Annotated in this window: 13 protein-coding genes and 1 pseudogene; 6 read left to right on the top strand and 8 right to left on the bottom strand. The window is 57.9% G+C overall.

Annotated features, from left to right (window positions below; translation table 11 throughout):
• Positions 1 to 357 precede the first annotated feature (357 nt).
• A complete protein-coding gene (locus tag ACUN9V_RS19435; RefSeq protein WP_445512610.1) occupies positions 358 to 615 on the bottom strand; it encodes a hypothetical protein in 258 nt (85 codons plus the stop codon).
• Positions 616 to 931: 316 nt separating this feature from the next.
• Here ACUN9V_RS19435 and ACUN9V_RS19440 point away from each other — a divergent pair, with 316 nt between their 5' ends.
• Together ACUN9V_RS19440 and ACUN9V_RS19445 are read left to right on the top strand one after the other, a co-directional pair.
• Positions 932 to 1,369, top strand: a complete 438-nt coding sequence (locus ACUN9V_RS19440) for a MerR family transcriptional regulator (RefSeq protein ID WP_445512621.1) — start codon at positions 932 to 934, stop codon at positions 1,367 to 1,369.
• A gap of 115 nt (positions 1,370 to 1,484) precedes the next feature.
• Entirely contained in the window at positions 1,485 to 1,772 is a 288-nt protein-coding gene (locus tag ACUN9V_RS19445) for a hypothetical protein (RefSeq protein ID WP_445512611.1), read from the top strand.
• A gap of 261 nt (positions 1,773 to 2,033) precedes the next feature.
• Here the strand turns inward: ACUN9V_RS19445 and lgt are convergent, their stop codons facing one another.
• From lgt to ACUN9V_RS19480, 7 genes and pseudogenes are all read right to left on the bottom strand, one after another.
• On the bottom strand, positions 2,034 to 2,846 hold the full coding sequence (gene lgt, locus ACUN9V_RS19450; protein WP_445512612.1) for a prolipoprotein diacylglyceryl transferase: 813 nt from the start codon (positions 2,844 to 2,846) through the stop codon (positions 2,034 to 2,036).
• A gap of 92 nt (positions 2,847 to 2,938) precedes the next feature.
• Positions 2,939 to 3,202: a VTT domain-containing protein gene (locus ACUN9V_RS19455; protein WP_445512613.1), complete on the bottom strand. Its 264-nt coding sequence runs from the start codon at positions 3,200 to 3,202 to the stop codon at positions 2,939 to 2,941.
• Positions 3,203 to 3,289: 87 nt separating this feature from the next.
• On the bottom strand, positions 3,290 to 3,424 hold the full coding sequence (locus ACUN9V_RS19460) for a hypothetical protein (protein ID WP_445512614.1): 135 nt from the start codon (positions 3,422 to 3,424) through the stop codon (positions 3,290 to 3,292).
• 30 nt (positions 3,425 to 3,454) lie between these two features.
• Positions 3,455 to 5,947, bottom strand: a complete 2,493-nt coding sequence (locus tag ACUN9V_RS19465; RefSeq protein WP_445512615.1) for a heavy metal translocating P-type ATPase — start codon at positions 5,945 to 5,947, stop codon at positions 3,455 to 3,457.
• 66 nt (positions 5,948 to 6,013) lie between these two features.
• Positions 6,014 to 6,439 carry a heavy metal-responsive transcriptional regulator gene (locus ACUN9V_RS19470; protein ID WP_445512616.1) on the bottom strand — a complete coding sequence of 142 codons (426 nt, stop codon included), beginning with the start codon at positions 6,437 to 6,439 and terminating at the stop codon, positions 6,014 to 6,016.
• A gap of 66 nt (positions 6,440 to 6,505) precedes the next feature.
• Positions 6,506 to 7,138 carry a peroxiredoxin gene (locus ACUN9V_RS19475; RefSeq protein WP_445512617.1) on the bottom strand — a complete coding sequence of 211 codons (633 nt, stop codon included), beginning with the start codon at positions 7,136 to 7,138 and terminating at the stop codon, positions 6,506 to 6,508.
• 212 nt (positions 7,139 to 7,350) lie between these two features.
• A pseudogene (locus tag ACUN9V_RS19480) lies at positions 7,351 to 8,333 on the bottom strand (IS5 family transposase).
• A gap of 341 nt (positions 8,334 to 8,674) precedes the next feature.
• Between ACUN9V_RS19480 and ACUN9V_RS19485 the strand changes: the two are divergent.
• The 4 genes from ACUN9V_RS19485 (at position 8,675) to dsbG (ending at position 12,620) form a co-directional block, all read left to right on the top strand.
• Positions 8,675 to 8,803: a hypothetical protein gene (locus ACUN9V_RS19485; RefSeq protein WP_275425963.1), complete on the top strand. Its 129-nt coding sequence runs from the start codon at positions 8,675 to 8,677 to the stop codon at positions 8,801 to 8,803.
• Between the two features lie 275 nt (positions 8,804 to 9,078).
• Positions 9,079 to 10,962, top strand: a complete 1,884-nt coding sequence (dsbD, locus tag ACUN9V_RS19490) for a protein-disulfide reductase DsbD (protein WP_445512618.1) — start codon at positions 9,079 to 9,081, stop codon at positions 10,960 to 10,962.
• Entirely contained in the window at positions 10,959 to 11,783 is an 825-nt protein-coding gene (locus tag ACUN9V_RS19495; protein ID WP_445512619.1) for a redoxin family protein, read from the top strand. The genes dsbD and ACUN9V_RS19495 overlap by 4 nt, the downstream gene beginning before the upstream one ends.
• A 54-nt stretch (positions 11,784 to 11,837) precedes the next feature.
• Positions 11,838 to 12,620 carry a thiol:disulfide interchange protein DsbG gene (dsbG, locus tag ACUN9V_RS19500; RefSeq protein ID WP_445512620.1) on the top strand — a complete coding sequence of 261 codons (783 nt, stop codon included), beginning with the start codon at positions 11,838 to 11,840 and terminating at the stop codon, positions 12,618 to 12,620.
• The last annotated feature ends 306 nt before the right edge of the window (positions 12,621 to 12,926 follow it).

Here is a 12,926-nt window from a genome sequence, read left to right on the forward strand (position 1 = left end):
AGGGCTGCGAGAGCCACCTTGGCCTTGAAGTCACTGCTGTACTGCTTGCGTTTCCTGCTCATGATCATCGTCTCCAATCGTCATGATCAGAGCTTAACGCCTGGTCCTGATTTCGGGGACCACCTCACTTATAGCTGAATCGTGGCTTAGTCCAACATCTCTGAATTAGCCGATGAGTCTTTCGGAAATAAGATGTAGTCGTTCCCTAACACAAGCGAAGAGTGCATCCGCCCCTTTACGGTACTTCGCACAAGAGACCGGATCCAAACATTCTCGACCACGTACACCCTCCCATGCACCGCTGAGTTAGAAGAGGCTGCTCCTATACAAAGTCGTAAAGCAGCCAAGGCTCATGGTTCAAGAGTCGCTTGCAGCTTCCTGTTTCTTCTGCATGTTATTCATCATGGCGTTGCACTTTTCCATCATGTCGTTCATCTGCTCCATCATGCCCATCATGTTTCCGTTCATGCCACCGCCTTCCATCATCTTGCCGTGCATGTCGTTGCCTTCCATTCCTTCCTGCTGCGCATCGTCCTGCGCGAAGATGGGTCCAGCTCCAAAGATACCCACGGTGAGTACCGCAGTGGCAATCATTGCATTACGTATTTTACGCATAATCAATTCCTTACTCTGAGGAATGGTTTAAAGTGCAGGCTTCAAGCCTGTTAGCTCGTACCGTTAGATAGTGCGGTAGGACTAGTTGACCGCTTCGCCATCCAACCCAATTCTAGAACATGTGGGCCCACACACCGATCAAGTGACAGAGGCCAAAGTCTCTTGCCACCATGCTCTGTGTCGAGCGAGGGCAGAAGCATATTTGTACGATATCCTTAAAGCTTGCTTTAAGGTCAAGCCATTTCTTTTTTTGACCTTTGTGCTACCCCAAGGATTTAAAATTAGCGGCAGCAAAGCTCAAGCTTGGGAGAAACTCATGAAGGTCAGCGAACTCGCTCTGGCAGGTGGTATCACGGCGGAGACGGTGCGCCATTACACTCGGGAAGGTTTGTTGCATCCACGGCGCGACCCAGCCAATGGGTATCAGGTCTACGATGGCGCAGACGTTAGTAAGCTATGTTTTATTCAGTGCCTTCGCTCACTGGGTTGCAGTCTGAGCGAAATTAGAGGGGTTCTGGACGCAAGCCTACAGAAAAACGTCCCTTGCCCTGAGACCTATAGGTTTCTAGCTGACCGGCAGCCCAGTGTCCATGCACGGATACAGGAACTCGAGACTTTGGTCGTAAGGCTTGAACAGACTCTGGAAGCATGGCAGGCCATGCCCGGGGAAGTGCCTAGCGGGCATCAAATAAGTCGTCTTGTAGAGAACCTGAAGCAACCGGCCATAATCCAAGCGGGTATGTCGCCCCTATGAAGCAGGCTCCCACCTTGCCGGTGCCGATAGATTTCCATGTGCGTCTATAACCACGTAGCTGCTATAGCAAAGCCAAAAGGCAGAAATAAACTCCTGCTGTGAATTCCTGCATATCTTGAAGGACTTGAAAAGCAACATGGTTACGAGAAGAACGGTAGTAAAGGGCTTGCTTGCCAGCGGAAGTGTGGCGGCGTTCACCAATGGTTTGGGATACGGATTGCAACGGCTGCTGCTCGGCGAGCGCGCTTTCGCTGCTTCCCTCAGGCCGCTTGCCATCCCGCCTGTACTTGCCGGAGAAATCCGCGACAGGGTACGCACATACGATCTCGGTTTACAAAAAGGGGCGAGCAATTTCTACGAGGGGAAAAAACTCAAACTCTCGGAATCAATGGTTACTATCTAGGGTCGACGCTTACCGCCGGGCCGCGACTTTCAAGAGTAAAACTGTGGCGATGAAGGTAGTAGCTAGGGGCATTGAGAAATCTAACGTATAGCCGTTCATCACTTCGCCATGCACTGGCCTTAAACGCTTTATTAACCGGTAGAAACTTCCCTAGGAAAGGGTCGGCGAATGCCCTTCCCTGGCCCCTCCTCCAAGAAGAACTCTCGCTGGCAGGCGCTTGGCCTGCTACAAAAAACAGCAAAAGTAGCAGACCGATTTTTTTCATGGGGCAGTCGCCCTACTGGCATTATCGACCGACTCTCGACTGGCCCAAGCCATGAGTGCCAATCCGGCAAAGATCATCGGCAAACTCAGTAACTGGCCCATGGTCAGCCAGTCAAAGGCGATAAAGCCCAACTGGGGGTCGGGACGGCGCACGAACTCCACGGCAAAGCGGAAGACACCATAAAGCAGCAGGAACAGACCGGACGTCATGCCACGTTGGCGGGGCCGGCTCGAGAACCACCACAGCACGACGAACATCACGACGCCTTCCAGGGCGAATTCGTACAGCGATGAAGGGTGGCGTGGCTCCGGCCCCAACCCCATCATGGGCGGCCATACCATGGCCCAAGGCATATCGCTGACTCGTCCCGGCAATTCGTGATTGATGAAGTTGCCGAGCCGCCCCGCGCCCAGGCCAAGCGGCACCAGCGGGGCGATAAAGTCGGTCAACTGGAAAAAGGCCAGACGATGCTTGCGGGCAAATAACAAGGCAGCAATCAGCACGCCAGTCAACCCGCCATGAAAGCTCATACCCCCTTCCCATATCTTGAATAGCCATAAGGGATTGGCCATCAGCTGATCGAGCCCATAGAACAGGGCATAGCCAATACGACCGCCCAGTATCACGCCCAAGGCGCCGTAAAAGATCAGGTCGCCGATATCGTCGTGGCTCAGGCCCAGGCGATCGGCACGGCGGCGGCCCAACCACCAGGCGGCAGCCAGGCCGACCACGTACATAAGGCCATACCAATGAATTTGCAAAGGCCCGATGGCAATGGCCACGGGATCTATTTGGGGATATTGCAACATGATGCTTCCTCATCTATTGATAGCCCGTTCGTATCAACGGCTCAACGCTTGGGATAAGTCTGTCGTTCTCGACAATTCGAGCCATCTCTTCGTTATCGATGCCAGCTCAAAATGAGTTTCGCCAGGATCAGGACACGCGTAATACCGCTGACAAGAATCAACGCGACCGTCAAGCCCCTGGAATCAGTAGCAATGAGTACTTCACCGAATGTGGCGATCAAGTACGCTGTCGGAATCACGCCAGCCAGCGTGGCGATAAAGAAACGCCAAAAGGCAAGCGGCGTGGGACCCGCCGCGTAACTGACAGCATCGAATGGAATAAACGGCACCAATCGCGATACGAAAGTAGCGAGCATCAATCCTGTCTGAAAGCGCTACTTCCCATCCAGTCCGATATGGGGCGTAGACGTCCCCAATGCTGCATCGCCTCGTAACCGCTCAAGCTACTTTCCGCGCTTTTTACTGAAAAACAAGTATTTGACGAGTGCAGCGACACCCAGTACCAGCGCAATAACCAGCAGGATGGCTATCAGCCCCATACCCGCCATGCCCCATGTGCATGCTTCGCTCCCCATCATAACGGCCTCCTAAAATAACTGATTAATTGTTCAGGCATGGTGCATCTGCCCAGCCTGAGGCTCGCTGATAGCCCTCGATGAAGACTCGCCGGTGTCGGGCCGAAAGCGACGCAGCCGCAGAGAATTGGTCAGCACAAATACGCTGGATAGACTCATGGCCCCGGCAGCCAACATGGGGTTGAGCAGGAAGCCGTTAAATGGATACAGCACGCCCGCCGCTACCGGGATCAGCGTCAAGTTATAGCCGTAAGCCCAGGCAAAGTTACTGAGGATGGTCTTGCGGGTCCGCCGGGAGAGCGCCGCGGCATTGACGATGCCACGCAGATCGCCACGCATGAGCACCACATCACCGGCCTCAATGGCGATATCCGTACCCGTGCCGATAGCGATGCCCACGTCGGCCTGCGCCAACGCCGGCGCATCGTTGATACCGTCGCCTACGAACGCGACACTGCGGCCTTCGGCCTGCAGACGCTTGATCTCGGAAGCTTTCTGGTCCGGCAGCACCTCGGCGAGCACTTGCTGGATGCCGACCTGCCTGGCGATAGCATCGGCCGTGGCGCGATTGTCGCCGGTGAGCATCGCCACCTCCAGGCCCAGCGCCTTGAGTGACATGATAGCCTCGGCTGAACCCTCCTTGAGCGGATCGGCGACCGCGATCACTGCCGCGAGCTTACCGTCAACCGCCGCATAGAGCGGGCTCTTGGCCTCTTCAGCGAGCGTCTTGGCACGCGCTTCTGATTCGCCCAGCCCGATACCGAGCCGCCTCATGTAACGATCGGCGCCCACGTGCAGCCGGTGGCCGGCAACGTCGGCTTCGATGCCATAGCCCGGCTTGGCGCTAAAATGGCTGACGGCCGGCAGTTCGAGACCACGCTCCTTCGCGCCGCGCACGATGGCCTCGGCGATGGGGTGTTCGCTCTGCGCCTCGACCGCAGCCACCCAGCGCAGCACCTCGTTTTCGTCCCCATCGACCATGGTGAAATCAGTGAGCTCGGGCCGGCCCTGGGTCAGCGTGCCGGTCTTGTCCAGCACGACCGTACTCATCTTGGCAAGCGTCTCGAGTGCCGCGCCCTTGCGAAACAGCACACCTATCTCCGCGCCTTTACCGGTGCCCACCATGATCGCGGTCGGCGTGGCCAACCCCATGGCGCAAGGACAAGCAATCAACAACACGCTGACCGTCGTGACAAAAGCGAAGGACAGCGCCGGGGCCGGCCCGAAGCCGAGCCATACGCCGAAGGTGATCAGCGCAATAACGATGACCACGGGCACGAACACCCCGGCGAGCTTATCGGCAAGCTGCTGGATTGGCGGCTTCTCGGCCTGGGCCGACTCCACCATCTTGACGATCTGTGACAGCACCGTGTCGGCGCCGACCCGCGTGGCGCGGAAGGTGAGCGAGCCGTTCTTGTTGATCGTGCCACCGACCACCTCGGCATCTCTGCCTTTTGCCACCGGCACCGGCTCACCGCTGATCATCGATTCATCGACGTAGGAGTGGCCCTCTTCGACCATACCATCTACCGGGATGCGTTCGCCGGGACGAACCAGAATGCGGTCATCAGGCACGACGGCCTCGATCGGCACTTCGGCCGTTTCGCCATCACGAACGACACGGGCCGTTTTCGCCTGCAGTTGCAGAAGCTTCTTGATCGCCTGGGAGGTACGGCCCTTGGCGATATGCTCGAAGTAGCGACCCAACAGAATCAGCGTCACGATGACCGCCGCCGCCTCGAAGTAGCTTACGGCAGTACCTGCAGGGAAGAGCCCAGGTATCAACAGAGCGGCAGCCGAATAGAAATAGGCTGCGCTCGAGCCAATCATGACCAGGCTGTTCATGCCCGGGTTGGCATGCCGGAGCTCGGCATAGCCGGAGCGATAGAAACGAGCCCCCGCGTAGAACAGGACGGGAGTGGTCAATAGCCATTCGATCCCCATCCAGCCCCGGTGTGGCATCACGTGCGATAAGAGCGCATCCAGGGACGGAATCATCTTGCCCATGGCGATCAGAACCACAGGAATCGTGAACGCTGCGGCGAGCATCACTTTATTGCGAAGCTGGGTACCCTCTTGATCCTCACGCTCCGACTGGACACTTTCATCAGCATTAACCTGCGGTTCATAGCCCGCACCCTTGATGGCGTGATGGATACGAGGCAGCGAGACCATGTCAGGCAGAAACCTTACAAAGGCCTTTTGCGTAGTGAGATTCACGCTGGCCTGGAGAATGCCCGGCAGCTTCTCGATCGCTCGCTCCACGCGCGAGACACAGGAACCACAAGTCATCCCGATGACAGGAATCTCGGCGGTTTCGACGACGGGCTGATAGCCTGCCTTTTCGACGGCATCGACAAACTGGCCGGGATCGGCGCGTTCCTCGAACGCAACCGTGGCCTTTTCGGTGGCGAGGTTCACCTGTGCCTCGGTGACGCCGGGCTGCTGCCTAAGCGCGCGCTCCACGCGGCCAACACAGGAGGCACAAGACATCCCGCGTATACTGATATCGATTCGTTCTGTCATTTCCTGTCTCCTCGCTGGATCGTCGATTGCTTGAAACCTGGATGATTGGCGCCATGCATCGCTACGTCAGCTGTCTCGATAAACGCTTTTCTGCTTCTCTTCGGCGATTGCCTCGACAATGGGACACCCCTTCATAGCCCCCTCTCCAGAGCATTCAGAGAGCGTTTTCGAAAGTACTGTCTCGATCTTGGAGAGATGTTTGATCTGCTCTCTAATTTTTACTAACTTCTCTTCCGCAATGCGTTTAGCCTGAGCCCGGTTGCCATTGGCATCTTGGAGAATCAGCAACTCACGAATCTCATCGAGAGTGAAACCCCACTGTTTGGCCTGAAGGATAAACTGCAGTCTTGCTGCCGCATCCTCAGGATAGCGGCGATAATTCGATTCCGTTCGCTGGGGCCTTGGCATGAGCTTTTCCTGCTCATAGTAGCGGATCGCCTGGCTGGCAATTCCGCAGTGTTCGGCCAACTCTCCAATACTTAATGTCTTCATTGGCACCACCTCAGCGAAACGACTAGGCGGCCCGACCAGGCCGAGCCGCCAAGACAACCTCGTCAGTTATTTGGGCTGGCGTACTACGCGTAGGTACGGTGTCTTTTCGTCCCAACCTTCGGGAAAACGCTCCTTGGCTTCCTCACTCGACAATGAGGGAGCGATGATAACGTCTTCCCCATTCTGCCAATCCACAGGCGTCGCCACCTTGTGCTTGCCGGTCAACTGGAGCGAATCGATGACGCGTAGGATCTCATCGACGTTGCGCCCTGTGCTGGGCGGGTAGGTCAGAGTAAGTCGGATCTTCTTGTCGGGGTCGATAATAAAAACGGTACGCACCGTCACCTTAGGGTCAGCCTTGGGGTGAATCATCCCATACAGCTCTGCGACCACCTGATCCTCGTCGGCCAGCAATGGGTAGTTCAGCGCCGTGCCCTGAGTCTTCTCGATATCCCCAGCCCAGCCGTTGTGAGAGTCGAGCGGATCGACGGATACACCGATCAACTTGGCGCCACGCTTATCGAACTCGCTCTTGCGCTTGGCAAAAGCACCAAGTTCTGTCGTACAGACCGGTGTGTAGTCGGCCGGGTGCGAGAATAATACGGCCCAGCTGTCGCCAAGCCATTCATGGAAGCTGAGCGTGCCTTCCGTGGATTCCACCGTAAAATCGGGAGCTATCTCTCCAAGCTGCAAAGTCATCACGCTATCCTCAAATTGGGGTTGATGATGCACTACGTACGATAGCCTTAAAGTAAACTTTAAGGTCAACCCCTAGGGAATCGCTAAACAATTCGGTTCTGGTCGGCTGAACCGTTCAGCGTGGCCAGATCATCGTCTCAGCGGTCATTACATGACCATCTCAGGTGGCCTGTTTTACCTGGCAGCCAGGTTTTCCTGGCTGCCAAGCTAAATCAAGACACACTGGCCCCGTCAACTCGGCCTTCGCATCGTGCCGCCAACATCAAGTTGGCCAGCCCGAACAGGCTGAATAACTGAGGCTGGTTCTTTGGCCAGCCCCTTATAGCGCACCTTCCGGTAGTCGAAGAGGTTCTTGATGGCATGAAACGAGTGCTCGACCTTGGCGCGGATGCTGGCCTTTGCCTTCACGATCGCCAGCAGCAGCGTTTTCATGGGGCTGTCTTCCATCTTCTTGATAGCGCCGCGTTTGGCGGCGTCACAGCACTAGGGATCCGGGGCATCATTCTCTTCGTCCAGATGCTTCCACATCTTGGTATAACCCGCGTCGCCGTATACCCGCTTGTCATCTTCTCGGACCAGGTGGCCCGCCATGGTGACATCGGCGACGTTGGCCCAAGTGGCAGCGACACTGTGAATCAACCCGGTGACCGCATCGGCGCCATATGGGCCTTCATGTTGAAAAACCATTGGTTGCCCTTCTTGGTCTGCTTCATCTCCGGATCGCGCTGCTTGGCCTTGTCCTTGGTGGAGGGCGCGGCGGCGACTATGGTGCCCTCCACCAAAACAAGGCCCTGCCCGCCAAACTGGCGTTGATCTCCTCGAAGATCCGCTGGGTCAGGGCATGCTTCTCCAGCAGATGGCGGAAGCGCAGCAGCGTGGTCGCGTCCGACACGCTTTCGATGGCCAGATCGAGTCCGATGAAATCACGCATGACCTGGCTGTCGTAGATGGCGTCTTCGAGCGCCTCATCGGCGAGCACATACCACTGCTGTAAGAAATAGACCCGCAGCATGCACCTCAGGCCGAGGGGCTGCCGACCCCGCTTACCTGCCGCGTTCGGAAAGTAGGAAGGCGACAGCGCGTCGATCTGCCGTTACCAAGGCACCAGGATCTCCATCTGGGCCAGGAATCGCTCTCGACGGGTGACCTTCTTCTTGTTCTGGTGTTCTGCCTGGGCAAATGGGATCTGCTTCATCGGATAGCTCTGTCAGACGGTGGCGGGATGGTTAGATTTTACCCCGCCGGTGGCGATCAGGCAGTTGCGGGGGGATTATGCAGCGTTTCCCTAATATGACCAGAACACGGTAACGTAATGCGCGAATCCCGATCCAGTCTCCTTTATCGACGAGAAGATTCCCGATCCTAATCCGTACCATTGAGCTCGCTCACCACTCTCTGATCGTGAGAGCTGATGATGCGGAGCAGTCGAGTCTGCATATAGCTAGCGCTGAGCGATGGAATGCTGCTCACGCTTTCAGGAAGTTTTCAGGCTGCGTGTCTAATCTATCGGACAAAGCCCAACAGGCCGTTGAGAAAATGAAAGTTCTACTCGTCGAGGATGACGAACTTCTGGCCGAGAGCCTTGCCGAGCTGCTGGACGACGCCGGCTATCGTACCGACATCGCGCCCAGCATGAGATCGACAGCCGCGCCGCTGACCGGCTAACGACGTCGACGTCCGAGCACCTTCAGAGAGGTGGTCACGAACCCGTACCTTCCCAAAGCCAACACCGCACTCAGGCCCGACTGGACGGCTCGACATCGGGATCGACATTTCTTTTTACGAATACACATCTAGAACAGAGACGGCAATAGAGATTCATTTTCAGCTCATCCCCATGGATCATCCTAGCCGGCACCGAATCAGGAGTGTGGGAAATGCGACCAGGGATGAAGGCAGGGCTCGGCCTTGTACGATCGAAGCTCGTGCGATGGCTACTGATGCTGGCCTTATTCAGCGTCGCCACGTTGGCCATGGCCCAGGATCCATTCGGGCAACAAGATGAGTTTCTCCCCCCGGGTCAGGCCTTCGAACCCACGTTGTCACAGGACGGCGACGCACTGGAGATCGATTGGCAGATCGAACCCGGTTACTACCTCTACCGCCACAGCTTCTCTGCGGAAGCGGGAGACAGCGAGCTATCGCTCGATATGCCTGACGGGGAGACTATCGAAGACGAGTACTTCGGCCGCTCCGAGATCTACCGTCACGCATTGAGCATGACCACTCGACCCGGCGATGCCGATACCATTACCCTTCATTGGCAGGGTTGCGCCGATGCCGGTCTCTGCTATCCGCCCCAACAGCGGACCTTCGACCTGGAACCTGTCGTCGGCGACTCGGGGAACGACACAGCAACGACGAACGGCTCGGCAACGAACGCGTCGCCCGCTGCCCCGAACGCTCCCTTTGCGTCATCCACAACATCATCACCTACCGCATCGAGCCCCGCCACCCAGGCAGGAGCAACGATGGCGGAAGATCAACAACTGGCAGCACAACTGATTGGCGGTAACTGGGTCTGGACACTGGCCGCCTTCTTCGGCATGGGCCTGCTGTTGACCTTCACACCCTGCGTATTGCCGATGACTCCGATCCTCTCAAGCCTGATCGTCGCCCAACGCCGCAGCGAAGAGACTCGGCGGACATCCGGTTTCGCACTCTCTCTCGCTTATGTCCTGCCCATGGCCGCCGCCTACGCCGCGCTGGGCGTTGCCGCCGCCATGGCCGGAGCCAATCTGCAGATGCTGTTCCAGAACGTCTGGTTCATTAGCATCTTCTCGGTCCTGTTCGTAGTGCTGGCACTCGCCATGTTCGGTGCCTTCGAACTCGAACTGCCGAGAGCGTTACGTCGACGCCTGGATGCCGGGCTATCGAAACAGCGCGGCGGGCGATTCAAGGGCGTTGCTGTCATGGGCGTTCTCTCCGCTCTGCTAGTGGGCCCCTGCATGACCGCGCCGCTGGCTGGCGCCCTGCTCTTCATCGCGGAGACGGGCAATCCGTGGCTTGGTGGCACCGCACTACTTGCCCTGGGTCTCGGCATGGGCACCCCATTGGTAGTGATCGGCACCGTTGGTAGCCGGTTGCTGCCCAAGCCTGGCGCCTGGATGAGCCGCGTCAAGGTGCTTTTCGGCTTCGTACTGCTGGGAATGGCAATCTGGTTCGCCGCCCGGGTCATCCCCGACTCCATTGTTCTTGGCTTGTGGGGTGCGCTGGGATTGGGCTTCGCGGTATCTCTCGTGGCTCTCGCACGTGGCAACACCACGAGTTGCATTTCCCAGGTCGCGATTGCCAGCGCTGCGATCATCGGTCTATGGAGCTCACTGGTCCTGATTGGCGCTGCCGGAGGCGCCACTGATCCGTGGCGCCCGCTGGTGGTCTACGCGCCAAGCGGTGCAATGGCGATATCAGAGACAACCGAGTCCGGGCCTATCGCGTTCGATGACGTCGACGATCTGACCACGCTCGAACGCCGCATACAGGCGGCCGCCAGCAGGGGTCAGATGACGCTCGTCGAGTTCACCGCCGACTGGTGTGTGTCCTGTGAAGTGATCAAACGAGAAGTGTTCAGCGATCCGACCGTCAAGAACGAACTCCAGGACGTACAGCGGTTGAGTATCGATGTCACCGACTATGATGCTTCAGGTAAGGTCATCATGCAGAAATTCGACGTCGTCGGCCCACCGACACTGATGTGGTTCGGTCCGGACGGCCAGGAGCGGCGAAACGCCAGGATCATCGGTGAACTGGATGCTGAGGCGTTTCTTGAGCGCTTCGATCAAGCCCGGCGAACCCCCAATGATACGACCGGGAGTAACACATGAACTCTCTGGATCGCAGCATTGCCATCGGCTCGCTCGGCCTGAGCCTTGGTCAGCTCCTGCTGGTCTTGTCAATGGTCGTCGCGCTGATCGTCGGCGCCTGGGTCGGCCGCCGCCGAAAGATCAGTGTCGGCGATCATTTGTTCAACGTCTTATTCATTAGCCTTGTCGGGGCGCGGATCGTTTTCGTCGCTCGCTACTGGGAGAGCTACGACACGTTCTGGTCCTGGTTGGACATCCGAGACCGCGGCTTCGAACCGCTGGCAGGCCTTGTCATCGCCTTCGTCTATCTGACCTGGCGTCTCTGGCGCCATCCCGATGAACGCCGCCCACTGGGCGGTGCGGTCTTTGCAGGCGCGTTAGTGTGGACACTGACGGCTGGTGCACTAGCGCTGATGGCCCCACGCGGCGCGACGGTTCCCACCACGCCTTTGGTCATGCTCGACAGTAACCGCATCGCGCTCCCTGATATCCAACGTGGGGCCCACCGGCCCATGGTGGTCAACCTCTGGGCGAGCTGGTGTCCTCCATGTCGTCGCGAGATGCCGATGCTGGAACAGGCCCAGCAAGAGCACAACGACGTGATGTTCGTATTCGTCAACCAGGGCGAAAGTGTCGGCGCGGTCAATACTTTTCTGCAACGAGAGTCTCTCACGCTCGACCACGTCTATCGAGACCCGGAAATGACGTTTGGCAAGGAGGTCGGCGCCGTAGCCATGCCGACCACGCTCTATTACGACGCCGAGGGCACGCTTATCGACACCCACTTCGGCGAGCTTTCTCGCGCCACGCTTGATCGCAGCCTCGAGCGCCTCGAACCCTGATTTTCCACCTCTGACCTTGCCAAACCCCTATCTTCCAACTCGGAGACGACACGCATGCCCTTTCGCAATCTTCGCATGACATCACTGCGGCTCGCGCTGATCCTCGGCGCCGGCAGCGCCCTGACGGCGAGCCAGCTAACCGCCGCCGCCGAATGGCCCAAGCCGATTCAGACGCTGGAGCAGCAAGGTCTCACGATTCACGGTGAGTTCGACGCGCCCGGTGGGCTCAAGGGCTACGCCGCCAGCGTGCGCGGCCAGGCCGTCGCGGCGTATGTTACCCCCGACGGCGAACATGCTATCGTCGGCACGCTAATCGACGCCCAGGGCCAAGACGTTTCCGCCGAACCGCTGGAGCAGCTCGTCGACGGGCCCAAGAATGCCGAGTTGTGGCGGGAAATGGCCGATCATCACTGGGTTCGCGATGGGGATGCCGATGCGCCGCGAGTGGTCTACACCTTCAGTGACCCCAACTGCCCCTACTGCCGCAAGTTCTGGCAAGACGCCCAGCCCTGGGTCGAGAGCGGCGAGGTGCAGATTCGTCACCTGATGGTAGGTATCCTCAAAGCGGACAGCCTCAAGAAAGCGGCAGCGCTTCTCAGCGCGGATAACCCTGGCGGCGCGATCGCCGAGCACTATCGTACCGGCGCCATGCCAAACAACGAAGGCAATGATCAAAGCGAGCAGTGGGTCAGCGACAACACGCAGACGATGCGCGATGGACAACTTTACGCAACCCCCGTGACCTTCTATCAGGACGGCGATGGCAAGATACACAAGGTCATGGGGGCGCCCACGCCGGACAAGCTGCGCGCCGTCATGGGTAGCGCCGCGCCCTGAGCTATCTCGCCCTGACCTTTCGCACCCTGAAAGATATCGACCAGAAACCAATCGTCCAGGAATCTGTCGCCCCGAACGTTTGGCGCCTCAAGAAGGGATCAACCCGACGGCAACTCAAGTCGAGGGTAACGAGAGCGTCACCCGTAGCCCAACGCCGTCTCCGGATGCAAACGTCACTCTGTAGTGGTCAACTAATCCCGGACAGTATTTTAAGTTTTTCTTCCGCCATCACGGGTGGCATGCCGCCATTGAAGGTATGAGGGCGCTGCCGGTTGTAGTAGTCCATCAGGTAGACGCCAATATCCT

This window comes from Salinicola sp. V024, assembly GCF_052645315.1.